The following is a 23,845-nucleotide window of genomic DNA, read 5'->3' on the forward strand; positions in this document are numbered from 1 at the left end:
ATGAGCAGATCATTTGCCATTTTTGCCGGCGTGGCGGCTGTCGGACTGGTTCTCATTAGCGGCATCGAAACCCGCGGTTCTGCGCAATCCACCCTCTCCACCAAGAATCCCGGCACTACCGCCAGGAACGCAAATGCCAAGATGGGTGCTGCGACACCTCGGAAGCAGCCGCCGCATCGACTTGTCGTCCATGTCGACGTCAACGATCCGGCCGTCATGAATCTCGCTCTCAACAACGTCAGCAACGTCGTTCAGCACTACGGCGACCTCAGTCAAAAAGTCGAAGTCGAAGTCGTCGCATACGGGCCAGGACTGCACATGCTGCGAGACGATACCTCGCCTGTGAAGGGGCGCATCAAAATGATGAGCGAAACAACGCCCGAGCTTACGTTCTCGGCCTGCGGAAATACACGAGAGAACATGACGAAGAATGAGGGCAAAGAAGTGCCTCTCATCACGCAAGCGAAGGTCACCAAATCCGGGGTTGTTCGCCTGATGGAGCTTCAGGAGCAAGGCTGGAGCTACCTGCGGCCCTGATGATCGTAAGCGGCACTCCCAAGCGCGAGACGGCGGGTTCGAGCCAGGTTTGAGCCGAACCCGCGTGATCTCTCCGTGCTGTCCTGTGGTGGGCAGGACCGGCCCCTCAAAAAGCGTTGTGTTGTGGATCAGGGGCAGGACGCCCCGATCGCGCGCTCGATGACGGGTCGATTGACCGAGAGGTGGGGCTCGACCACCAGATCAAGATGTCCACCGGCGATCGGAATCACGTCCAGTTCTTCAAACAGGGAGTCCCATCCGAGGCGCGGCGTCACGCCAGGCCGATGACAGGCAAAGACAGTTCCTTTGATGGCTAGACGAGGCTTGGTATCCTCGACCCAGCGTCCGAACGCGCGCATCCGGAGAATCTCCTCGAGCTCGAGCCTGAGCATGAAGCGCGTGTTTGCCAGGCGAGGCCATGTAACGGCGTCGATGAGCCTGCAGAATCGAGCCTCCTGGCCCAAGCGAGCGGCGAACTTCGCCACCGAGCGGCAGAACATACGATAGATCGTCACTCGATGGGATCGAATCCGCTGCAGCGTGCGAGAGAAAGCTTCTCGGTGATTTGCTCTGCGTGGGCCGACATTGGTGTCGAGGATGCCCAGGAATTTGACTGCACGGCCTTGTTCGATCAACCGGCTTGCGACTTCGAAGGCGACGCCGCCGCCCAGGGAATAGCCGATCATTCGGACGTCGCCGCGTGGTTGGGCTGCATTGATCTGTTCGACGGCCATCGCGGCCATCTCCTGCACGGAATCGCGTCCCGCGAGGCTCCAGCTCAGATCTGGATAGCGAATCGGAATCACCCGGGCGACCTTACCGAGCTGAGCGCCAAATGCGGCCATGCTCGGGCCATAGCCCATGGAGCCGGGCAGTATGACAAGACCTGGGAGAATCTGGTCGCTTGGACGCTGCCGCGCCGGTGGATCCACCGTCGCGATAGCCCGGATCATGTCTTCAGCGCTCATATCGACCGTAAACGCTTCCATGCTGACTTCGCGGCCGATGAGGTCTTCGATATCCATGACGCAGCGCAGGAGCTTTAGGGAATCACCGCCGGCCTCATCCCAGCGTCCGGCGGCTTCCGGCACGCCGAGGATGCTGCTCCACACCTGCTGCACGATCCTGTTGGCCTCGGCCATTCCTTGCATCGTCGGCACAGGCGCGGGCGAGGTCGTTTTGCTCTCGAGATCGAGCAATTTCAGCTTGGCGTGATCGATCTTACCTCCGGGAAGGCGCGGCATCTCCTGTATCTCGTGCAGCCTGGTCGGATGCAAAGCCGCAGGAACTGCCTGCCGGATGCTGTTTCGAACGTCGGTCCGGAAGTGCGCTTTTTGTGGATCGGCCGGTGATGCAAACAGGACCAATTCGTTCGCATCCGTCACGACGGCGACAGCGTCCTTCACATAGGTGAGCTTGCGCAACGCACTCTCGAGCTCGGCCGGCTCGACACGCTGGCCATTGATCTTGAGCTGGCGTCCCTTCCGTCCGACGATCCGCATCAGTCCGTGCGTATCCACGATGACGAGGTCGCCGGTCTGATAGATGCGAGACTTTGGGTCATCCGGGGAGGGCGATGCCGGAGAAAGCCGCCCGTCTTCCCAGTATCCGAGCATGACGTACCTGCTCTTGATCACCAGTTCGCCGACTTCACCGTGCGGGACGGGCTTCCCACTTTCGTCGACCACGGCGTACGATATGCCGGGAAGCAGGTAGCCAACAGGAACGCTGACGCCGTCCTCTCGCCATTGCTTGGGAAGAAACCACTGAGTGCCGGTGGTTTCCGTCGACAGATAGCTGACCTGGATGAAGCAACCCGGTGGTATCGCTCGCCGAACGAGCGCGATATCGGTCCACAGGACCTTCTCCCCGCCGATGCGGATCATGCGAAGCGAGTCGAGATCGCCTGGCCGGCTTGCGTTGATCAGTGCACGCACCAGGGCAGGTACAACGTATGTAATCGTCACCTGTTGCGTGGTGATCTGGCGAAGAACGCCGCGCAATCCGAGCGCCTCGACGTCGACGATGTGCAGTCTCGCCCCCGTCAACAAAGCCGACAGCATCTCCCGGCAACCAGCGATCGTGGTGGGGCCGCTCAGAGGCATGAAGACGTCTGCCGCACTTATGTGGCAGGCGTCCACATATTGCTGAACGCGCTGGAGCAGGTTGCGTTGGCTGTTGACGACCCCCTTCGGAGCTCCGGTGCTGCCGGAGGTATAGAGCACTACGGCAGGCGCATCGACCGAAACCTGAGGGAGCGTTGAAGTTGCTGCGGAAGGGTCGCTGGCGCCGGCGACGTCGAGCCAGCGCAGGCCGTGCTGTTGGATCCACCCGGCGGAGCTGTCGCCGTCTTGCCCGATCAGCACGGAAATCCGGGCGGCCGCGGCGATAGCCGTGAGCCGCTGAACTGGATCGCGGGGATTGAGTGGGACGAGGACGCGTCCGGCTGCCATGCATGCCAGCATGGCGATCGGCTGCCAGGCCGAGCTGCGCAACAGCCATCCGACGGCTTCCTGCTCCGGGATCAGCGCGCTGATCGCCTGGGCCAAGGTCAAGACGCGGGACAACAGCTGCGCGTAGGTGAAGCTGTGATTGCCGTCGCTGATTGCGACCCTGTCGGCGAACTTCGCCGTCACCGCAATCAGGTGTTCGATGGCGGGGACGCAGGCAAAGCCGGCTTCCAGGGGATCGAATGATCGATCGACCGGACCGTTCAGATCGAGAGGGACCCCCACGGGGCTCAGCCAGCTCAGCGTCGCTGGAGCTTGCTGAACGGTCGAGGGCAGGTGCGCGTCAAGGGCGTCACATGGATCACCCGACGGATCGCCAGATATCTGAAGCCGCATCACCGTACCCGTCATTTTTCTGTCCCAACGTATTTAATCAGGCTTGGGCACGCATACTTCAAATGAAGGATGCCGATTTCGCAGCCACCGTCTGGTCGATCGGCTGGCTGCCATATCGAAAGACCCGGGTGATTAACCCAAGCCGCCTGGGGATCATTGCCGTGGTCTCAGGCCAGATTCGGCGTGGTCGGAAACATTGATTACAGGTTCGATGCTTGTCCACCGTACCGCCGTTGTTTTGAAGCGGCGATAGTAATGCATCAAAGTCGATGCTGATGACGGCTCAAGATCCGAGGGCGCGAGCTCGGACGGTACTCCGTGTGTCAGGACACACCAGAGCTTGACACGAGCATCGAGCTCCGACGTCCCGGCAAACCGGGTCAAAGTGCTCCGTACGACGTCGCGGCTCGTGCTTCCGGCGCGGACGGCAAGTAGAACGTGATCCGCCCAGGAGGCGAGGAGGCGCACTTCCGGTGCATCATCCAGCGATGGTGCATTGATGACGACGAGATCGTAGGTGTTCCTGAAGTGCTCGAACAGCGAGGCGACCTTCGGACCCGCCAGCGGCCCCAGGCGACTGCCCTCGGACAATCTTGACGATATGTAGTCGATTCCGAGCTCCGGGATGTGCTGGACGGCCTTCGCGGCCGCTCCGTCGTGCGCCAACAGCTTGAAGAGATCTGAAGCCTCACCGCCGACGCGCCGGGGCAATTGAGAGAAATCTAGGAACAGAACGCGCTGTCCGAGTTGCGCCGCGCAAAAGCCGAAACTCCAGGCGATCGCGCTCTTGCCTTCACCGTGCAAGCTCGATGTCACCAGGATGACATGCGGCGTCTGTGGCGAGACCGGATCGGCGGCCATGAGGGATACGACGGTCGAGCGAACGGCCCTGTTATGCGACACAGCCGATTGCTCTACGAAGCGCTGCGGCGAGATGCTCAGCTCCGGCGGGATCGAGGGGATCAACCCGACGCACGGGATGTCCAATGCTTCCGCAGCTTCCGCCTCTGTGTGCAGACTTCGATCGAAGTGCTTTAGGATGATCGCGACGAGACATGCGAGGAGAGCGAAGATAATCGTGATCGGTGGAACAAGGAGAAACGGGTTCAACGAGCTCGGAAAGTCGGGTGGCGAGGCGTCCGCGATGACGGTCACATCTGGCTCGGCGACCACGCCCTTCGTGGTGAGATCCTGCCGCTTTCGTATCAGTGTTTCATATTGCTGCGCCAGGGTGGTGATTTTCCACTCCAACGCGGCGGCGGCCTGTGCGGCTGCCGGTGATGACGAGGTCTGACCTGAGTGACTGGCGTCCCATTCCGCCTTCGCCGTCGACAATTCGCGCTGAACATTCGCCGATTGTGCTGCGATAGCGTCCAGAGCCTGGAGCTCCACAGCCCGCTTTTGCCGGACTAGCTCGTCAGCGTAGGATCGGGCGACCAGGTTTGCGACATCTGCGGCCCGCTGTGGATCGCGGTGGCTGGCAATGACGCTGATAACTCTGGACCGGCGCTCCTGGCTGACCTTCAGGCGCCCTTTCAATGCTGCCACTGCCGCGCCGTCGCTCGGTTGGTCTTTCCGGAAGGAGAGGAACCCCTTTATCTTTGACAAGGCAGTGCGGAGCACCGAACCGTTCTCGTTGGCCGGGTTGTCGAGCATCCTCAGTGCCGGCAGGAGCCGCCGCAGATACGCATCGGATGACATGACCGTTACGTGCGTATCGATCGTCGGGTCGTCCGAACCGCCAGTCGGCGAGGAATTGCCGGGTGCACCGGCATTGTCGGCCGCTCCGCCACTTCGAGCGCTCACGACAAGCTGTGCCGTTGCGAGATAGGTGGGCGACATAAAAATACTACCGAGCACCGCGAGCAGCGCGCCCGCGCCGATCATTTTGACGATGAAGAGCTTGTATCGCTTGATGCTCTCGAAGACATGCTTGAATGCCGCGATGGCGTCATCGGGAGGTGACTCGTCGCCTTTTGACCGGCCCTGGGACAGGACAGTCACCGGCAGAATCCGTTTATTTGTGAACGCTTCCATCGCCTGCTCCTCTACTGCGCCGGTTCCATCACGCCTGCTGTTCGCGAAGGCCCGGAGGTAACTGCTGAGTCGAGCCAGGACTGCAGCATCAAGACAGCCCACAGCGGCCGTGAGAAATCGCGACGACCGCTAAGATGTTGAAGCCAGCACTCCTGCACGCGGGAAACGTCCAGGAGATGCTGGTTGCGAAGACGCGACTCCGAAAGGAGGTCCGACGCCCACGAACGAAGAGGTCCCTTCAGCCAGGAGCCGATCGGCACGTCAAAGCCCTGTTTCGGTCGCTCGAAGAGGTGGCGCGGCAGGTAGCGGCCAAGGACCTGGCGCAGGAGCCATTTTCCCTGACCATGACGCACCTTCGCCGAGTTCGGCAGCGCCCAGCTGAACTCGACCACGCGATGATCCAGAAGCGGGCAGCGTGCCTCCAGGCTCGTGGCCATGCTCGCGCGATCGAGCTTCACGAGAATATCGCTCGGGAGATATCCAAGCATATCCCGAACGATAAAATCAGACAGCAGATCGTCGAGCGGCGGGATCGAGTCCGGCTCCGGGCCTGCCTGGGTTCGCGTCAACTGCAGTTCGGAGAGCCGCGTCGACCGACGGTACATCTCGCCGACGTCGTTGCTGCCAATAAGGTCTGCCAGACGGTTGATCCGGTCGCCGTGTGTCATCCGCTGCAACCAACCTGGAAGACGAAGTGTCTCGACGACGCTTTCGCGCATGCCGCGCCCGAGCAGCGCCACACCGCTCGCGGCCATGGTCCGGATCGATCGGTTGGAGTTCAGCAGAGGCGCTAAACGGGCGGAAAGTACGTGCCTGGAATACCCTCCGAAGCACTCGTCACCCCCGTCGCCCGAAAGCGCAACGGTGACGTCCTGCCGTGCAAGTCGAGATAGAAGCAGCGTCGGGATCTGCGATTCATCGGCAAACGGTTCGTCCCAGATGGTTGGAAGTTCGGGGATGACCGCTCTGGCGTCCGCGGAGGTGAGACGTAGCTCGGTATGGCTGGTGCCGAGGTGCCGCGCCACGGCCGCAGCGTTAGCCGTTTCATCAAAGGCGCGCTCACCGAATCCGATCGTAAAGGTCCGTACCGGGCGCGCCGATTGGGCCTGCATCAGGGCCACGACGGTCGAACTGTCTATTCCGCCCGACAGGAACAACCCGACCGGAACGTCGGCAACCATTCGGTCGGCGACCGCGGCCTTGAGCAGATCGCAAGCCTGGGAGATGAGCTGCTCGTCATCCGCAGTGGCCAGCGCTGCGCGGCCCGCGTGCGCGACATCGGCCAGCGACCACCAGGAGCGCGCGCGTTCTTGTAGCGCTGCGGCATCCCGGCAGACCGAGAGGTCCTCGGCACGGATCGATAGGGCGCCCCCGGGTGGAATCTTGAAAACGCCTCGCCATATGCACTGGTCTTCCGGCAACCATCCGCGCGATAGAAACTCCGCAACCGCGCCCGGGTCGATCTCCTCGTGAAAGTCGGGGAATGCCGCGATGGCCTTCAACTCCGACGCGAACACCACCGCATTAGACGTCCGCGCGACGTAGAGCGGCTTTTTCCCCATTCGATCGCGGGCCAGGTGCAGCGTGCGGTTCCTTCGATCCCACAGGCCGATTGCGAACATGCCATTGCAGCGCTGGAGGGCCTTCTCCAGTCCCCATTTCTCGATCAGGCCCAGCAAGACCTCCGTATCGCTATTGCCGATGAAACGCTTGCCTGCGCACTCGAGCTCTTGCCGTAATGGCTTGTAGTTGTAGATCTCGCCGTTGAACGTAATGACGAAGCGGCCGTCGCTCGAAAGCATTGGCTGCCGGCCCGCATCGGAGAGATCGATGATGGACAGCCTGCGATGCCCGAACGCAACGCCGGCGTCACGATCGCTCCAGAACCCGTCCGCATCAGGACCGCGGTGGCGCAGGCGAGCCGTCATCGGCCCGATCGCAGCCAGGTCGGCGGATCGAGAAGCACGCGGCGTCTGAAGTATTCCTGTAATTCCACACATTGCTTAACTTCCAACTCGCGCATGCGCCAATGAGCGCCGATCCGAGCCCAGGATGAGGCCCAGCGTGACGGCAAACCACACGGTCGGGTGCCGCAGAATGAAATGGCTGATGCTGAAGACAGCGAGTGCAAAGATCAGGACAGCCAACGCGTCGAGCCGTGCGCGAAGCAGGAGCGCAAACGTACCGACAAGCAGGCTCACAATGGCGATCACGCCAGGCAGTCCGCCTTGGGTGAACACGTCCAGGAGGGTGCTGTGAGCTTCCACCGGGAGTGCCACGCCCTTGTCCGTGATTCCGGTTGGCTTCTCCAGATGCGGCCCGGGCCCAAGGCCAAGCGAACCGGACTCCAGTCCGGCGTGCAAGGCATCTTGCCAAAGACTTAGCCGCAGATTGGCGGTTGCCTTCGTTGCCTCACCGCCACGATCCTTCATCATGCCGGCGGCCAACCCCTCGACATCATTCGCCGTTGCCACCCCGTAGGGAAGCAGTGAGAGCGAAAGCGGAATTATGGCCACAACGACGATCGCTGCAGCTGCGAAACGCAGACTCCATCGATGTTCGGGGGATGTCAGCCAGCTTCGCAAGCGTAGCGCAACGAGCAGCGGTATCGACAGCGACATCGAGATAAGAAAGGTATCGCTCTTCGTCAGCCGGCCGACGACGAATGTTACGATGCAGCTAAACACTGCGACGATCCGGCCAAACCGCTTGGCCGTCAGAGCCATGTGAAGCGAGAGTGGTGTCAAAACCGCACAGTAGATTGCAAGCTGGTTTGGATTCTCCGACCACCCGCGGAACCGGTCCCAATACCATGGATCGACCGACGAGATGCTGAGGTAGCCCCAGCCCAACGCAAGTTGCACGGCCACGGCGACGATCCAGAATCCGATCAGGAACCACAGCGATTGGCGCAGGGTATCCTCGGGTCTCAATGTAGCAGCCACCAGGCAAGTGAGGGCCGCCACGAGGAGATATGCGAAGATGTCGTGCACGACGAGCTCTGGGTCGACGATCTCCGGGCGCAGCAATGCAAGGAAGCCCCCGAAACTCTGAATCAAGACAAAGCAGCTCCAGAATGCAACGAGCCAGAGCAGGGCTTGCGGGTTGTAAATTCTTGAACCGACCAAGAGATGCAGGGATGCGAGACCGAGCCAGAGGACGAGGCAGGCTTCTCCGATGCCCAGGGGGAAGCTGGGAAGACGCAGCTGCGAGGCTGTCCCAAGCACGAGGCCAAGCGCAAGAAGGGCACTGCCGATCATTGTATTTCACTGCTGCTGTGCGCCGCAGCCCGCCAGCCACTGGAATAGCTGCGGGAAAGCAGCTGCGTGTAAAGCTCGGCATAGCGATCGGCGACGACGTTTAGGTCGAACTCCTTGCGCACCACGTTGATCGAGCGTTGCCCCATCGTCTTGGCACGCGCGGAATCCTGAAGAAGGTCGAGAATTGAGGCCGCGAGCGCGCGCGGGTCGCGCGGCGCTACAAGTTTGCCGTTCCAGTCCTCGCGGACCACGTCATCGCACCCCGGCATGCGGGAGGCGACGATTGGCACGCCAGCCAATCCGGCTTCCAATAGAACACGGGGAATGCCTTCACGATACTCGGTCGGAAAGGCAAAGAGGTCGGCGATACCCAGAAGCGCGGGAATATCCGATCTGGCGCCGGTCGCAATCACATATGGTGCGTGCGCCTCGATCAACGCCTGACCTACGGCGAACGGACCCTCGCTTTCGCGCGGACCGACGAGCAGAAAGCGGACATTCGGACGGACCTCATGCACGAGCTTCGCCGCTTCGAGGAGCGTTGTGATTCCTTTTTGGATAGTTAATCGGCTTACTGTCAGGACAATCTCGGCATCGCCCACCCCGAGTTCGACGCGCAGCTCGGCAGGCGAGGCCGTTCGCGCTTGCGCCGCTTCGAAAGCGCCGACATCGATCCCCGAGCTTCCGATGATGACAGATGAGCTCTTTCCAAGCAGGCGGTGTCGTTGAAAGAAGCTGCTGTCGGCCTTGTTCTGGAAAACCGTTGCTGCGGTCCAGCAGGCAGCAAGGCGTTGCATCGCCAGATAGACGGGGCGGAAGGCCAAGGCTCTCAGTTCTGTCGACGAGAATACCCATCCCATTCCGTTGATCGTGCGCACAACCGGTACGGAGCCGCGAAGCGCCAGCGGCGCAAACAGGTTGGGCTTGGTATCAAACGTCTGGATCACGTCGGGCCGAGCGCTCTTGACGAGCCGCGCCAGCTGACCCATGGCCGCGCGATCGGCAAAGCCGACGCCAAATCTGTCGAACTGATATTGATGATACGGGATTCCGGTCTTCGCGAATGCAGATGATGCACCAGTGCCGGCCGCGCTCACGCGCAGGCCGCGGTTCTGCAGAGCCGCAAGGAACGGGATACGCAGAGCGTGATCCTCGCCTCCTACGCAAAGCAAGTGCAGCGCCATGTTGGTTCCTTCCAGCCCTTTGAGCAATCCCGCCAAGAGGTTGATCTTTGCGGAGGCCCCCGGTTTTCCCGGCGAAAGTTTGACAGGATCAGGTTAGGACGTGGCCGCGGCCTGTCTTCATTCATTCGCATGACAGCGGAAGTGAGCGGTTGGCGGACGTGCTCGAACAGGGCTGAAATGACGACGCGGCGCGAGTGCATGTTTGCCGAACGCGCCGCGAAGCACGTCGATGTCCGACTAGTCGAGACAACGCGACACTGTAGTCCGCGTCCACGCTAGGGCAGGACGGCGAGGCGGCCCAGCAACGCGATCAGGTCTGCTTGCCGGCGTGTCTGTGTTTTGACAAACAGGGAAGCCAACTGGGAGCGTACTGTCGTTCGACTCAATCGTCGCGAACGAGCAATGTCGATCAGGTTGTTGCCTCGCGCCAACTCGAGAGCAAGCTGGGTTTCGGCAGCGGTGAATCCAAACAACCGCTGCAGCGTCCGCGGCGAAGGCTCCGGATGCGCGTCGAGATCCAGCAGGATCAATGCGATGGTCTCGTCGGACCACGCATTCGCGACCTGGTTGATCAGTGCGGTAAATCCTTCCTTGGTGGATGTCGCCAACCAGGAAGTCGAGCCTGCCGGAAACTGTGCGCCGGCGCGGTGGACCAGTTGCTTGACGGCGCCATAGAGCGTTTCGTGGCTCGCATCGACGCGCGCTTCGCGTTCCAATATTGCGCGGCCGGCCGGACTGAGTTCGATGACCTTGCCGCGTCTGAGCAAGACCTGTCCGCAGCCGATCCGCGCGAGCACCCCGCGCAAGCCGTCCTGCTTGGGGTTCTGGGCTTCAGAGTGAGCAGATGAAACGGGACTGGAAATATTGAATATTGGTTCAGAAGAATGACGCTGTAGAGCAATGGTAGACCTTGGCAATGCTTGGCTTAAGTTCAGCATTTTATTCCCCCGGCCGCGCTGACCCGATGGAGTGAACGTGCCACAAAGATTCCAAACTTCTGCCAAGCTTGGCAACGTTGAATGGGGGGTAACCCCGCGGCCGTCGGAGGGGGGGAAAGTCGCCGATCTTCCGGGCATCGACCCGGTTGTGATCAACGAAGAGGTAGCAAGGGGCGGTGAAGGGGTAGCAAGGCGGGTTTAAGCCTCGCGGGAGCAGCCATGGAGGTATGCGGAGGCTACTCCCGAAGGAGCGCCTCGTTTACTCTTAAGGGAGTACCTCTGTTCGTGCTCAGTTCGAGAAGGCCGGCGCAGGGCGCAATGTGACTTCGATCACATCGCCGGGCTCCACGTCGAAGTCGACGGATGCGGGTATCCTGTCCCACTGTTGACCGAGCCGCCGTACGACGACAACGTCGGGATTGAGTTCGCCCGAATTGACGGGGATGGCACCTGAGCCGCCGATGGGCTGCAGTTTTTGACTGAGCGCCTGCATTCTCACGCGCAAGTCCGCCAATCGAACGTTCGAGTCCTTCTGCTCCCTGAGCAGATTGATCGTGCGCTGGCTGGTGACACGTCCCGCTTGCCGCACGAAGTCCTCACGCTGACGCTGGAGCCGCATGAGTTCGACGCTCGTCTGCAGGCGTCGGGTCGACGACAGCAACAGGGCGCGCCGGCTTTCGCTGACACGAGGACTTGCCAGCAGGCCCGAGCCGAACGCCTTCATGACCCGTTCGAGCTCCTCTTCGTCGGCCTGCACGCCCTTCTCTTCACCTTCCTGTTGCTTCTTGAGCGTAGCGAACTGCGCGTCCGTTTGCTTTACGGCGTCGTCCAGGAAGCGTTGCTCCGTGCGGTAGTCGCTTTGCGAGGTCTTCAGAGAGTCCTTCTCGGCTTGAACGACCGAACCGATCACGCTCGCGGGCAGCGAAATGTCGCTTGGAGGCGTGGCGTCGAACGTGTCGCGGCCATCAAGCTCCGCGCCGGTTCGGACGATATGGAAATATTCCTTGGTGTATTCGGTGGCGAGAGACTGGTAGTCCCGTACAAGATCCGCAGGGTCGGTGGCGCCGGGCTGCATGCCACGCGACCGCAACAGGCTGAAACCGCCGGCCACTGCCACGGCCTGGCGCACGGTCATTGAAGCCCGATACGTCTGCTGTCCGGGCGTGAGGACGTCGCCGGAAACATAGACCGGCCGATATTCCACGACGCTTGCCATGACGTCGCCGGGCTTGACCACGAATGCCTGGTCGCGTCCGTCGGTCAGGCGTTGACGCAGTATCCGTGCCTGCAGCAGCGTCTCGATGCGGTTCTGCATCTGCGCCGGGGTCAGGCCGGCAACTTCAACCGTCCCCCCTCCCGGAAGCGGGATGGTGCCGTCGATCTGGATCTGCGTGCGGTTGCGTTGATCGGGGAGGCCACCGATCGAAATCTCGATGGTATCGCCCGGTCCGAGCTTGTATGGCGCGGCAAGGGATAGCCCGCTTGTCGCGAAAAACAGAACCGCTGCGCATGGACCCAGCAGGAGGGTGGAAGAGGACCTGCTTTGCTTCTTGCATTTCATGGACGAACTCCCGATGCAACCGAGCCTTCGTCGCTCGCGACTTAGGGATACCGATAGAAGATCCTTCTCAGCCGGCTATCTTCAAATCCGGTATGCGGGCGGTCGGAAGAAAGATCTCGTAGTTTCCGAAGAAGTGCCTCTGCTCCTCGACGTGGTCGAACAGGCCCTGGCTCAAGGCAGCGAGGATTTCGCTGATCCCTTGCTGAACGCTGATTTCAGGCGTGAAATTCAGGACCCGGCGGATCTTGTCGAAATTCACGCGGTAATTTCGGGGATCGGCGCCGCGCTCCTGATAGGTCACCTTCGATCGCGGAATGTGCCTCATGATCTCCTCAACGACCATCAGCTTGGTGAAGTTGTTTTCCTCGCAGCCCACATTGAAGACTTCGAAGGCGACCTTGCTGGTGGGCGCGCGGAGCACTTCCTCGATCGCGCGGGCAAAATCACGAACATGGCAGTAGGGACGCCAGGTCTTGGGATCGAATACCAGCAATTCTTTTCCCAGGTGCAGTTCACGCACAAATTCGTTCACCGTGAGATCGAAGCGCATTCGCGAGGAAAGACCAAAGGCCGTGGCAAAGCGGAGAACCGTTGGATGGAATCCAGCCTTTCCCTTGAGACCCAGGATCTTCTGCTCCATCTCCACCTTGTGCTTGGCGTAGAGGGAGAGTGGTGCGAGCGGGTAATTCTCGTCGACGGCCTTGTCTTCTTCCACTAGCCCATAGTTCGAGCAGGTGGACACGAAGATGAGCCGATCGACCGGATGGTGTTGCATCGCGTCGATGAATGACGCGACGCCATTCCGATTGATGGCGTGACTTTCGTCGGGGTACTTGCTCGTGATCGGATCGCCGACAAGCCCGGCCAAGATAACGACGTCATCCACACCCTTCAATGCTTGATTGGCGAAACGGGGATCGCGAATGTCGCCTTGCATGAATTCGTATTGCGGAACGCTCAGATAAGGCCAGGCACAGCTCTCGTTCTTGTAGATGAGCTGATCCAGGCAGCGGACGTGCCAACCTTTTCTCAGGAGATGGCCCGTGATCACTGAGCCCACGTAACCAGCACCACCTACCAGAAGCACAGTTCGCTTTTCAGTCGCCATTTGATCACCCGTCTACTTTTGAAATGAGTTCGCACCGACAGATCCGCCAGTTGGCGCTATGCCGCTCTGGCCGTCCGGTCGGGGTCTTCGCATGCGGTTGAGAAGCGGCTCCCCCACGGCGATCCAGACGGCCTGAACGATCCACCGGAGATCGGACGTGACGGTTCGATTGGAATAATATGCCAGGTCGATCTTCGCCTTGGCGGGAAACAGAACCTCCCGATAGAAATCCGCCACATTGCCGTCCGGCGGGAACATCTCATTTTCATGCCGGAAGAGAACCTGGCACGGCCCGACGAGGCCTGGCCGGTGTTCCAGAATCTTTTCGAATCCGTTCCTGAAACAGTCGGCAAATACGAGGGTCTCGGGTCGCGGGCCGACGAAAGACATGTCACCCCGCAGGATGTTCCAGAGCTGCGGTAGCTCATCCAGCTTGAATGCAGCCAGCAGCCCGCCGATCGTCGTCATGCGGTTGTCGTTCACCATCGTGAGCGGACTTCCGCGATCGTCGCAATCGGCTCTGAACTTCCGGAACTTGTACATGCGGAACGGCGCCCCGTTCAGCCCGAGACGAAGTTGCGAATACAGTATCGGTCGTCCGCCTTCGATCCAGACCGCAAGCGCAATGACCAACAGGATTGGCAACGAGACGAATATGGCCATCCCGGCGCAGAGGATATCGACGAGGCGCCGCAAGCGCACGGCCGGAGCTGCCGGCCCAGCGCATCCCGCATTGACCGTTTCGCTCATGCCTGTTCGACCTCCGCGGGACAGGTTGCCCGAAGTCCATCTGCGAGGCTGTCTGCCACGTGATCGACGTCGGCGGGAGTCATCGCGGGATGGAGCGGCAAAGTGAGCTCACGTCCGCAAAAATCCTCAGTGTTGGGTAGGCTGATGCCCGGATACTGATCCTGGTAGAACGTCAACCGATGCACCGGGGGATAGTGAATGGTCGTCTGAACGCCGCGCTTGCTGAGCTGCTCGATCAGGGGCTGCCGCGCGCTTGCCGTGGGGAGAACGACCGGCATGAGATGGTGGGCCGATACCCACGACGCGTTGAATGGCACCAGTACCGAGGGGCAACGCTCGGCGAGTCGCCGCCGATAGTGCAGCGACAGATGCCGCCTGGTGTCGTTCCAACCTGCCAACTTACGCAGCTGCACCAGGCCGACCGCGGCGCGCAACTCGTCCATGCGGTAGTTGAATCCAAGAAGCGTCACGTCGTATTCGGGGCTGCGGCTGATGAGGCGCTGGCGCGTGTTTGTGGTCATGCCATGCGACCTGGCGCGCTTGATCATGTCGTTCAAGATCCGGTGACGCGTTATGATTGCGCCGCCTTCAGCAGTCGTCATGTTCTTGTTGCCGTAGAAGGAAAACGCGGCTGCATCGCCAAACGTGCCGACCCCCTTGACGCCGGGCGCATGCGCGGCGTCCTCGATCAGGAGCAGACCCTTGCTGCGAGCTAAGGCCTGCCACTCCTCTCGATCAGCGAGGTAGCCCCCAAAATGCATGAGGATCACCGCTTTCGTCCGCGAAGTGCACTTGCGGAGCGCGTCGGCCGCGGACATCAGGGGAACGGCCCCGGATTGGACATCGACGAACACGGGTCGTGCTCCGACGTAGAGCACGGCATTGGCCGTGGCGACGAACGTGAGAGATGGAACGAGGACTTCGTCGCCGGGGCCGACTCCGAGCGCATGCAGGATGAGGTGAAGTGCGGCCGTGCATGATCCGACTGCAATCGAGTCCTCGGCGTCATGCATGCGTGCAAACGTCTGCTCGAACTCCCGTACGCGATCCCCCATGGTGATCCAGCCGCTATCGATCGCGGCGACAAGAGCTTCCTTCTCGTCAATTCCAAGGGACGGTTCTGATACCAACAGCATGTGTTCCTCTTCCCGTTCATTCCTCGTGCGAAGGGTGACGCTGCGTCACGCAGCCGCAGTTGCGAATGCAGGCGATTGCTCGTCCCACGCAATGTCCTGGGCTTTCAGGAAGTCCTCGACCCGGCCAATGTCGAGCCATAGGCCAGTGTGCTTGAAGACGTTGACGCGGGCTTCTTCCTCGAGCATCTGGAACATCAGGTCGTCGAATCCGAAGGGGACGCCCGACGGAATGCGCTCGAGGACGCCTGGATTCATGCAGTAGATTCCCATGCTGACGAGGTTCGTCAGCTCCGGCTTCTCGCGAAATCCGGTCACGCGTCCGTCGATTTCATCAATCACACCGAAGTCCATCTTCGTGCTCCGAACGGAGGTTCCGATGGTGATGTTGGCATCGGATTTTCGGTGATTGTGGATCAGCTGGTTCAGGTTCAGGTCTGTCAGGACGTCACCGTTGAGGACCAGGAACGGCTCGTTGAGCTGTTCTCGCAGCAATGACAGCGGACCGATCGTGCCGAGCGGCTCAAGCTCCTGCGTGTAGGTGATCTGCATGTTCCACTGGCTGCCGTCACCACAGACGCTGCGGATCAGATGGCCCAGATAACCGGTGGTGACGAAGACTTCTCCGATTCCGTTCCGTCTCAACCATTTGAGAACGAGCTCGAGGACGGGACGCGCGCCGATTGGCATGAGAGGTTTTGGCAAAATGGACGTATGTGGACGAAGTCGAGTTCCTCTGCCGCCGCACTGAACTACCGCTTTCATCTGAACCTCCATGTACTCAAAAAAATACGCTTCAAAAAAAACGAGATATGCTTCTCAGGAAAAAGGTAGGAGCAAACCATGCCTGCGTCTTCGTTCATTTGCATGAGAGCGTTGGAATCGGACGGCAGAGGAAGGCCGGCGGGTTGTCCACGCAGTTGTGCAGTCGAGGCGTACCCTCCGGAAGACACGGTATTCGCCTTGACTAAGGAGCTCACCCGGAAGGGTTCGCGAAGGGCGAAAAACGCCGCACTCGGCGGCCGGGGGAAGCCCCGGAGTGCCAAGCCGCGATCGAGTCACAGGACGGCTCGTTTCCTCTGCTTTCCGAACGCGCCGGTCGGTCAGGTATCGGCGGCCAAGTTAACCTTGCTGGCGATGTAACGTGCCATACCCCGAATTGAATCGAGATTCTCGGGCAGGATCTCATTGTCGTCGACGGCGATGCCGAAGGTCGTCTCGATGAACCCGACCACCTCGAGCACTCCGGTCGAATCGATGATCCCCTGGTCGAGCAGGGAAGCGTCGTCGTTCAGCGCCGCGACGTCGCTGATGTAGAAATTCGATGTCAGAAAAGCGCGGATCTGCTCCTTGCAGCGGTCGGGTGCCAAGACCAGTGTCATTGCGTTGGTGCTCCATATGAAAGCGGGTGCGTCGATTGGTCGTCCACAAGCTATCCTGTGATGAGCTCTCTCTTGTTGATCTTGCCCGTATCCGTGCGCGCCAGTTCCGGCACGATAACGACGTACTTGGGGACCATGAAACTCTCGAGGCGCTTGTGACACTCCCGCTGGATCTGCTTGGCGTCGATCGGCCGCACCTGGTCGATGACCACGAATGCCTTGATCGCGTGACCGAGCAGATCGTCGGGAACGCCGACGACTGCCGCTTCCCTTATGCCGGGAATGTCCAGCAAAGCGCTCTCCACCTCCTTGGGCGCGACCTTCTCGCCGCGAGATTTGATGACCTCGTCGCTCCGGCTGACGAAGTACAGATATCCGTCGGCGTCCATCTGACAGTAGTCGCCGGTGTAAAGCACCTGCTCGCCGGCAAGCGGTCCGGGCTTGAGTTTCTTCGCAGTAGCTTCGGGCTTTCGCCAATAGCCCTTCATGACGGTCGCACCGCGGATCACCAGCTGTCCGGCGATGCCGGGGCCGACCCGTTGATCACGCTCGTCGACGATCCACATTTCGGTATTTGGGATGGCAATTCCTACGCTCGACGGCTTCCGATCGAGATCCTCCGGCGGCAGGTAGGTGCAGCGTTTGCATTCGGTAAGACCGTACATGGAGTAGATGCGTGCGCCGGGGAACGTGTGTCTCAGCTGCGCCAGGTGCCGGACCGGCAGTGCGGCACCGGTGCTCGTCACGTAGCGAATGCTGGATAGATCGTAACTCTTCAAAGACTCAAGCTGCAGCAGAGTCGAGAACATCGTCGGCACGCCGGGAAAACCCGTCACTCTCTCTTCTGCAATACGCCGAAGCGTCTCGGCGGGGAAAGCAAACGAGCGCTCGAGAACAAGGCGTGCTCCGGCGCGTACGGCCATGATCATCTGATACAGGCCGTAGTCGAACGCGAGCGGCAGAGCGTTGAGGATGACCTCATCGTCACGGACGTCCAGATATGACGCAACCGACGTACACGCTGTCATCATGTTCCGGTGCGTCAGCATCACCCCTTTGGGCTCGCCGGTCGAGCCCGAGGTATAGACAATGGCGGCGAGATCGATATCGATGCAGCGGCGCGCGGGTGCTGCGTCGTGCTCGGTGGCCGTTACACTGTTCCATCGCACGGCATGCGGCAGTGCGTTCAAATCGGCGTCGTCGATAGGGCCGGACACGATCACGCGGCGCAAGGACGGGCAATGTCGTGCAGGTTCGCGCAACGTCGCATAGAGGCGCGTTTGCGTAATGAACGCAGTCGGCTGACAGTCATTGAGGAGATAGCCGAGCTTGTCGGGTTTCGTTAGAGGATTGATGAGGCATACGATCGCGTTGGCCTTGAGGACGGCCCAGAAACTGACGGCTGCCTCGACGGTGTTGTCGGCAAAGATCATCACACGGTCGCCGCGCTCGACGCCGGCCTCGACCAGGTGGTGCGCGACCGCATTCGACCACGCCTCGAGCTGGTCGTAGGTGGCCCGATGACCGTCGCAGACGAGCGCGACCTTGGCGCCGTTTTGGTGGGCCGAGTTGATCAGGTAATCGTGCAGGAGCGGCACAGGATTGTTGATCATGCGTAAACTCCCGGTACGTCCTGGTGGTCGACGTCCACGCTGAGCTCGAGGCGGTGCGGTGCTTCCGGCCGCTCCGCGACGAACTGCTGGAACAGGAGCTGAGTGGACAGGACGCCGACGAGCGCCATGTTGTCGAAGTTGGACAGGTCGCCATCGCCGGCGTGTGCATGGGCTTGGCACTTGGCGCGCAGGCGTTCGACCGCCACCGGGTCGAAGATGTTGGCGGCGCGGACCCTTGCGCTTGAAAGCGCTTCGTCGACATAAGGGGGGGCATCCCTGTCGACGAAGCAGAGCGCGTTGGGGGTCCGGTAGGGCTGTTTCTTGCGTGTGACGATCTCTGGTGGAGCCTGCGACTGCGTGACGCGCTTAAGGACGTGCTTCTCATCGAGGATACGAAGTTTGCAGGCGTCAGGAAGGGAGTTCGCGAGTTCGACGACGTCGTCGTCAAGGAATGGAAAGCGTCCCTCGACCGAGTGCGCCATCAGCATCCGGTCTCCCTGGGAGGAGAGCAGGTATCCGGCCAGGAGCGTCTTGGTCTCCAGGTACTGGTCTTGTGCGAGCGGCGTCCAGCGGGAAAAATCCGGCGGCAGACGATCGAGCAATTCGGTCACCGGGTCGGCGCGCGAAGTCGCCGCGCGCATGTCTTCAGAGAAAAGGCGCTTGATCGCGCTGGTGCTGCGCCAACGCGGAGAGTGAGCAAAGCCGGGCGCATCTGGGGCGGAAATGCCGTGTCCGAAGAACTTTAGCGCGATGGCCTGCATGTGGACTGGCGATCGCGAGATGTAGGGATAGAGCCGGCTCAGGAGGGCGGCGCGCCGCGTTGAGGTCGGCTGGCGGCCCCAGAAGCGGCGGATCTTGCCTTCGCGAAACACATCATAGCCGGCGAACATTTCATCTGCGCCTTCCCCGGTCAGCACGACCTTGATGCCGCGCTCGCGCACGAGCTTTGAGAGCAGGAACAGCGGTGCAGGGGCGGTCCTCAGGATTGGCCGCTCAGTGTGATAGATGACCTTGGGAAATACCTCGGCGATATCCTGCCGCGAGACCATGAGCTCGTGGTGCTCGCTCGCAATCGTGCGTGCCATGAGGCGCTGATAGGAGGTCTCGTCATACTCAGCGTCGGCGAAGCGCACGGAAAACGTCTGGAAGCGCCTGCCTGCAAACCGGCTTCCCAATGCCGCAACAAGCGAACTGTCGAGGCCACCGGAGAGATAACTTCCCACGGGGACGTCGGACCGCACCATTCGCAGCGCCGTAGCCGCCTCCAGTGCGCTACGCACAGCATCGATCACATCGTCATTGCAGCCGGCGGACGGAAGGCGATGCTCGTCGGACCGGGTCGCATAGCACGGAGTCCAGAATGCGCGGTCCCGGACCGCGCCGCGCACGTAACTGCGGACGTGTCCCGGTTCAATTTCCGTGATCCCCTGAAACACGCTTTGCGGCGGCACGCTGCTCCAGAAGGTGAAGGTCTGGTCGATGCCCGCCGGATCGAACGCTCGAGGGATTGCCGGATTTGCCGCGAAGATGGCCTTGATCTCACTGGCGAAGTAGAGTTGGCCTTGATGGTTGCAGATATAGAGCGGACAGATTCCGGTCCGGTCACGGGACAAGACGAGGCGGCCGACGGAGGCGTCCCAGATGGCAAGGGCCCATTGCCCGTTCATCCGTTCGAATGCTGCCTCGCCCCAGGCGCGATAGGCCTGAATCACGACCTCCGTGTCGCTGCGGGTGCGGAAGCGATGGCCGAGCGAGATCAGCTGCTCGCGCAGCTCGACATAGTTGAAGATCTCGCCGTTGAACACGATCCAGGCGGGCCCGCCGGGATCGGAGAGAGGTTGTTGCCCGCCCGCTATGTCGATGATCGAGAGCCGGGCGTGCGCCAGGCCTGCGCGTTGGTCCCGGTAGAGGCCTCGCTCGTCTGGCCCGCGATGTGCGAGCGCCCCGACCATCCGCAAAAGCGCTTTCCGCGAAGGGCTCGGAGCGTTCGCACTCAGCGCCACGATGCCGGCGATGCCGCACATGCCGTCTAGTCCTCGATTACTGCATCAACGAGCAGAGGCGGGGTGTGGAGATAGCGCGTCGCCCGACGCTTGGAGGTGATGTCCTTGAAGACCTTCTGCACCTGCGCTGTGGCTATACCTACGGCCTCGGCCACGTTGTCGGCGGAAATGCCGTGGTTGACCGCATACATGCAAACATCGGTCAATCGATAGGGGGCAGCGAAATAGAACTCCTCCTGGCTCTGCGGCAGCGAGAATGTGTCGGACGTCGGCGGCCGTCGCCTGATCTCGTCGTCGATGCCAAGGTATTCGGCCAGTTGGTAGACCTGGCTCTTGTAGAGATGCGCAATCGGCATGACGTCCGCATCCCCGTCGCCCTGCTTCACGAAGAAGCCTTGATCGTGCTCGAGCCGGTTTGGCGTACCTATGACGGCATATTTCAGGCGGTCCGCGTGATAGTACTCGGTCATCTTGCGGACCCGTTGCTTGTAGTTGGTTGCAGCAACGATCTGCAGGTAGACCTCGGGCGGAAGGCGCACGGTGGAGGTTTCGCCGTCCGGGCCTTGTACGGTCAGACGGGTGATGTTGATGCCGGCGCTCTCCGAACCCGAGCCGAGTACCAGCTTGCATTTCCAGTCGGTTCCGTACTCGGGTACGACGGCTTGGATCGCCTCTCGCTGCCGGCGGTATGCGCCCAATGCTTCGAGCGCCGGTGCGATGTCTTCGACGACCGTCGTGAGGCGCAGTTGCGTGGCAACGGCCCGGCCGAGCCTCAGCGAATCGGACGACGAATCGCGCTCGGGCATCAGCAGACCGAGGACCTTCGTATTTCCAAATGCGCGCGCACAGAGCGCTGCGACCACGGAGCTGTCGATGCCGCCGGAAAGTCCGACGATGGCTCCGCGTCGGCCAAGCACGCCAAGGACACGGTCGCGCAAGAACGCGACGATGCGCGCGACCTCCAATGGCGCATCCAGGACCAGGGCGTCTTTACTGAACGCGGGTTCGGTTTGGCTGTGGGCTGCTTGCAGGGTCACGTGAACAATCCGCCTCTCTCTGGGGAAACTCGGTCGGTGAGTAGGTTTGCGACAGCGCCTTCTGGACGAGGTGCAAGTTCATCGCGAGGTAAGGCGGCATGACCAGATCGGTGTGAGTGCCTGCGCTTGGGACGACATCGATTTGGGCAAACGCACGATCCCATCCCAGAGTTTGCGGCATCTTCTTTCGCTGGCATCGGAACAGAACGGCGGAGAACGGCAGCATCGATTTCGGCTCCGCCAACCAGCGGAAGTAGGCCTTCGCGCGCATGACTTCCTGCAATTCCTGCTTGAGCCTGAAAGACGTGAGATCGAACTGCCCCTTCGCGCGGCGATCTAGCATCCGGGCCAGGTTAGCTTCATGGCCGATCGCAACGGTTGCCTTGGCGAGGGCCCGGCAGACCATCCGGGGCGCGGTGACCCGGTTGTTGCGGATTCGACGGATCGTGCGGGTCAACGTCTCCCATGCAGAACTGCGCTCGCCCATGAGGCTGGTGTCGAGAATTCCGAAGAACTTCACCGAGCGGCCGGCGGCAAACATTCGCGTCGCGACCTCGAAAGCGACTGCCCCACCGAGGGAATGACCGAGAAGTCTGATGTGGCCCCGCGGCTGGATGCGATTGATCTGCTCCACGGCAGCAGCAGCCATATCGCAAACGCTGTCCTGACCCTGCAATATCTTGCCGAGATCCGGGTAGCGGATCGGAACGACATGCGCAATTTCGCGAATTGAGGCTGCCAGGGCGGCGAGGCTGGCTCCATAACCAAGCGAGCCGGGCAGTAGGAAAAGCACGGGCGGCGCCGCCGCCACAATGCTCGAGGGCGGAGAAGCCAAATCCTCGCCTGTATCAATCAATGGCCGTAGTTTCATTGGAATGCAACCGACCGACCGAGCTCCGAAATTGGAGTATGAAGACGTTGAAAATCCTCTCATCATTCATTTGCATGAAGCACATGGTCGCGCCCGAGAAATTGGTTATTTTCGCCCCAGTGCATCTGTCGTCCATGTCCCGCCTCCTCGAGCGGACGCGAAATTCGGGGCGTGCTCTTTCGACCCTCTGGGTCACACAGGCCCATTGATCGGTGCGCCCGACGTCCGCGCGCCGCCAGGCCCATTCAAGAGAAACAGCGCCACGATAATTCCCAGGGCGTAGCCGGTAGCTCCTCCGGCGGCCATCATGTAGATCACCTGCAACGGGTCGAGGCCGAGGTGAGCACCGATGAGAAGCGGGGCAAACACGAACACGGCCCGGACCAGATCAACCAGCAGACGCAGTTCCTGACGACGAAAAAGAGTCGGAACTTCCTGAATGGGCGTCGACAAGGCCTGTGCGGCGCACATAAGCGCCAGGGCGCCCATGATCTGACCCGTAGGTATCCAGGATTCTCCGAGCAGCGGAACGACGACGTAGGGGGAGACAAATCCAAGGCCGAGCACCGGCAGAACGATCAGGCCGGCCGCAACGACCAACAGGCCGCATGCGGTGCCGAGCAGATGATGACGATCGAAGTCTTTGCTGGCCTCGGCGACGAAGACATTGCTGAGCGGCAAGGCGATCAGGGTGACCGGACCGGTCACGAGACGGGCGGCGACGCCAAAATGCCCGGCGAATGCGGTACCGAATAGCGAGCCTATGAAGATTGCGGGGAGATTGATGATCGCGAATCCCGCAAGGGCCGAGGGCAGCTCGAACAGGGGAAACTTGTACTCTCGCCGCGCCGTCGCCGCGACCGAGCCCCACGAGGCTTGCGCGATGCGGCGGATGTCCTCCCATTTCAGGAGCCGGACACAGAGAAATGCGATCAACACAGCCTGGCTCAGGATGTGGGCTCGGATCATTGCGTCGTCCCCGAGGTGCGCGAGGCCGAAGCTCACCTGGAGCAGTGCCATCGACGCCGGGAGGATGAGGCGGCCCATGCCGAAATCACGCATATGATTGAACCGCAAGCACCAGCAGTTCATTGCGTCGGCAACGCCGACCGCAGCCATCCCGATGGGTACGAGGTAGGTAAGATGTTGCAGTCGTCCCGGCACCACGTCCGACAGCAGGTATCCCGCGGTGAGCACAACGGAGGTCGTGAAGCAGACCGCCACGAGTGTGAGCTTGAGCGCGACCAGCGCGTGAGCTCTGTCCTCAACCACATACAGAGACGTGCTGAAGCGAAGTCCGGCTATCGCGCCGACGATGTTTACGATTGAGAGATAGATCGTGAAGATTCCGAAATCCTCCGGCGAATAGAGCCGGGTGAGGATGGGAATGGCCGCTACGAGCATGAGCTGGCCGGTGAGTGCTAGGGCGGAGACACCCGCCGCTGCACGAACAAGGGCCCCTGTCCGCGTCGGACCGGTAGCCGGTTTCGCGGCCATGAAAAACTTCCTAGATCTAGAATTCATCTCAAAAAAAGCAAAATCGTCGAGACAGCGCGATCTACTTCGGTTCGATCGTAGAATGGAG

The 23,845-nt window shown here is 61.0% G+C and carries 18 protein-coding genes; 1 reads left to right on the top strand and 17 read right to left on the bottom strand.

All coding sequences use genetic code 11. From position 1 onward, the window contains the following. The gene (locus ACKWRH_RS15640; RefSeq protein WP_445221281.1) at nt 1-537 is read left to right on the top strand and encodes a DsrE family protein; all 537 of its coding nucleotides are present in this window, start codon (nt 1-3) and stop codon (nt 535-537) included. A 128-nt stretch (nt 538-665) separates the two neighbouring features. On the opposite strand, the gene ACKWRH_RS15645 is transcribed toward ACKWRH_RS15640, so the two are convergent. The 17 genes from ACKWRH_RS15645 to ACKWRH_RS15725 all read right to left on the bottom strand — a co-directional run bounded on the left by ACKWRH_RS15645 (nt 666) and on the right by ACKWRH_RS15725 (nt 23,757). Further along, nucleotides 666-3,398 carry an AMP-binding protein gene (locus tag ACKWRH_RS15645; protein ID WP_445221282.1) on the bottom strand — a complete coding sequence of 911 codons (2,733 nt, stop codon included), beginning with the start codon at nt 3,396-3,398 and terminating at the stop codon, nt 666-668. A 138-nt stretch (nt 3,399-3,536) separates the two neighbouring features. Beyond that, a complete protein-coding gene (locus tag ACKWRH_RS15650) occupies nt 3,537-5,420 on the bottom strand; it encodes a hypothetical protein (protein ID WP_445221283.1) in 1,884 nt (627 codons plus the stop codon). An 11-nt stretch (nt 5,421-5,431) separates the two neighbouring features. Further along, on the bottom strand, nt 5,432-7,420 hold the full coding sequence (gene asnB, locus ACKWRH_RS15655; RefSeq protein ID WP_445221284.1) for an asparagine synthase (glutamine-hydrolyzing): 1,989 nt from the start codon (nt 7,418-7,420) through the stop codon (nt 5,432-5,434). Nucleotides 7,421-7,423: 3 nt separating this feature from the next. Continuing rightward, entirely contained in the window at nt 7,424-8,680 is a 1,257-nt protein-coding gene (locus ACKWRH_RS15660) for an O-antigen ligase family protein (RefSeq protein ID WP_445221285.1), read from the bottom strand. Continuing rightward, on the bottom strand, nt 8,677-9,900 hold the full coding sequence (locus tag ACKWRH_RS15665; protein ID WP_445221286.1) for a glycosyltransferase: 1,224 nt from the start codon (nt 9,898-9,900) through the stop codon (nt 8,677-8,679). Before ACKWRH_RS15665 ends, ACKWRH_RS15660 begins: the two co-directional genes overlap by 4 nt. Nucleotides 9,901-10,139: 239 nt before the next feature. Then, nucleotides 10,140-10,802 (bottom strand): helix-turn-helix transcriptional regulator, encoded by a 663-nt coding sequence (locus ACKWRH_RS15670; protein ID WP_445221287.1) that lies wholly within the window; start codon nt 10,800-10,802, stop codon nt 10,140-10,142. A 289-nt stretch (nt 10,803-11,091) separates the two neighbouring features. Then, a complete protein-coding gene (locus ACKWRH_RS15675; RefSeq protein WP_445221288.1) occupies nt 11,092-12,363 on the bottom strand; it encodes a polysaccharide biosynthesis/export family protein in 1,272 nt (423 codons plus the stop codon). A gap of 67 nt (nt 12,364-12,430) precedes the next feature. Next, nucleotides 12,431-13,471 (bottom strand): NAD-dependent epimerase/dehydratase family protein, encoded by a 1,041-nt coding sequence (locus tag ACKWRH_RS15680; protein ID WP_445221289.1) that lies wholly within the window; start codon nt 13,469-13,471, stop codon nt 12,431-12,433. A 12-nt stretch (nt 13,472-13,483) separates the two neighbouring features. Beyond that, nucleotides 13,484-14,221 (bottom strand): sugar transferase, encoded by a 738-nt coding sequence (locus ACKWRH_RS15685; RefSeq protein WP_445221290.1) that lies wholly within the window; start codon nt 14,219-14,221, stop codon nt 13,484-13,486. Beyond that, nucleotides 14,218-15,357, bottom strand: coding sequence for a DegT/DnrJ/EryC1/StrS family aminotransferase (locus ACKWRH_RS15690; RefSeq protein WP_445221291.1), 1,140 nt, complete (start codon nt 15,355-15,357; stop codon nt 14,218-14,220). The genes ACKWRH_RS15685 and ACKWRH_RS15690 overlap by 4 nt, the downstream gene beginning before the upstream one ends. 45 nt (nt 15,358-15,402) lie before the next feature. After that, nucleotides 15,403-16,119: a nucleotidyltransferase family protein gene (locus ACKWRH_RS15695; RefSeq protein ID WP_347343440.1), complete on the bottom strand. Its 717-nt coding sequence runs from the start codon at nt 16,117-16,119 to the stop codon at nt 15,403-15,405. A 338-nt stretch (nt 16,120-16,457) separates the two neighbouring features. Continuing rightward, the gene (locus tag ACKWRH_RS15700) at nt 16,458-16,736 is read right to left on the bottom strand and encodes an acyl carrier protein (RefSeq protein ID WP_445221292.1); all 279 of its coding nucleotides are present in this window, start codon (nt 16,734-16,736) and stop codon (nt 16,458-16,460) included. Nucleotides 16,737-16,786: 50 nt separating this feature from the next. Beyond that, a complete protein-coding gene (locus ACKWRH_RS15705) occupies nt 16,787-18,349 on the bottom strand; it encodes a class I adenylate-forming enzyme family protein (RefSeq protein ID WP_445221293.1) in 1,563 nt (520 codons plus the stop codon). Beyond that, nucleotides 18,346-20,373, bottom strand: coding sequence for an asparagine synthase (glutamine-hydrolyzing) (gene asnB, locus ACKWRH_RS15710; protein WP_445221294.1), 2,028 nt, complete (start codon nt 20,371-20,373; stop codon nt 18,346-18,348). The genes ACKWRH_RS15705 and asnB (ACKWRH_RS15710) overlap by 4 nt, the downstream gene beginning before the upstream one ends. A 5-nt stretch (nt 20,374-20,378) precedes the next feature. After that, the gene (nadE, locus tag ACKWRH_RS15715) at nt 20,379-21,389 is read right to left on the bottom strand and encodes an NAD(+) synthase (RefSeq protein ID WP_445221295.1); all 1,011 of its coding nucleotides are present in this window, start codon (nt 21,387-21,389) and stop codon (nt 20,379-20,381) included. Beyond that, nucleotides 21,343-22,245 carry a thioesterase domain-containing protein gene (locus ACKWRH_RS15720; RefSeq protein ID WP_445221296.1) on the bottom strand — a complete coding sequence of 301 codons (903 nt, stop codon included), beginning with the start codon at nt 22,243-22,245 and terminating at the stop codon, nt 21,343-21,345. The genes nadE and ACKWRH_RS15720 overlap by 47 nt, the downstream gene beginning before the upstream one ends. Before the next feature lie 207 nt (nt 22,246-22,452). Further along, the gene (locus ACKWRH_RS15725) at nt 22,453-23,757 is read right to left on the bottom strand and encodes a lipopolysaccharide biosynthesis protein (protein WP_445221297.1); all 1,305 of its coding nucleotides are present in this window, start codon (nt 23,755-23,757) and stop codon (nt 22,453-22,455) included. Nucleotides 23,758-23,845: the final 88 nt, after the last annotated feature.

This window comes from Bradyrhizobium sp. Pa8, from assembly GCF_052588265.1.

Bases quoted from the DNA above. Each gene is read 5' to 3' on its own strand.
- ACKWRH_RS15695 (WP_347343440.1), bottom strand. From the start codon at position 16,119: ATGAAAGCGGTAGTTCAGTGCGGCGGCAGAGGAACTCGACTTCGTCCA.
- ACKWRH_RS15650 (WP_445221283.1), bottom strand. From the start codon at position 5,420: ATGGAAGCGTTCACAAATAAACGGATTCTGCCGGTGACTGTCCTGTCC.
- ACKWRH_RS15700 (WP_445221292.1), bottom strand. From the start codon at position 16,736: ATGACACTGGTCTTGGCACCCGACCGCTGCAAGGAGCAGATCCGCGCT.
- ACKWRH_RS15670 (WP_445221287.1), bottom strand. From the start codon at position 10,802: ATGCTGAACTTAAGCCAAGCATTGCCAAGGTCTACCATTGCTCTACAG.
- ACKWRH_RS15705 (WP_445221293.1), bottom strand. From the start codon at position 18,349: ATGATCAACAATCCTGTGCCGCTCCTGCACGATTACCTGATCAACTCG.
- ACKWRH_RS15640 (WP_445221281.1), top strand. From the start codon at position 1: ATGAGCAGATCATTTGCCATTTTTGCCGGCGTGGCGGCTGTCGGACTG.
- ACKWRH_RS15675 (WP_445221288.1), bottom strand. From the start codon at position 12,363: ATGAAATGCAAGAAGCAAAGCAGGTCCTCTTCCACCCTCCTGCTGGGT.
- ACKWRH_RS15725 (WP_445221297.1), bottom strand. From the start codon at position 23,757: ATGGCCGCGAAACCGGCTACCGGTCCGACGCGGACAGGGGCCCTTGTT.
- ACKWRH_RS15690 (WP_445221291.1), bottom strand. From the start codon at position 15,357: ATGCTGTTGGTATCAGAACCGTCCCTTGGAATTGACGAGAAGGAAGCT.
- ACKWRH_RS15645 (WP_445221282.1), bottom strand. From the start codon at position 3,398: ATGACGGGTACGGTGATGCGGCTTCAGATATCTGGCGATCCGTCGGGT.
- ACKWRH_RS15685 (WP_445221290.1), bottom strand. From the start codon at position 14,221: ATGAGCGAAACGGTCAATGCGGGATGCGCTGGGCCGGCAGCTCCGGCC.
- ACKWRH_RS15660 (WP_445221285.1), bottom strand. From the start codon at position 8,680: ATGATCGGCAGTGCCCTTCTTGCGCTTGGCCTCGTGCTTGGGACAGCC.
- ACKWRH_RS15680 (WP_445221289.1), bottom strand. From the start codon at position 13,471: ATGGCGACTGAAAAGCGAACTGTGCTTCTGGTAGGTGGTGCTGGTTAC.
- asnB (WP_445221294.1), bottom strand. From the start codon at position 20,373: ATGTGCGGCATCGCCGGCATCGTGGCGCTGAGTGCGAACGCTCCGAGC.
- asnB (WP_445221284.1), bottom strand. From the start codon at position 7,420: ATGTGTGGAATTACAGGAATACTTCAGACGCCGCGTGCTTCTCGATCC.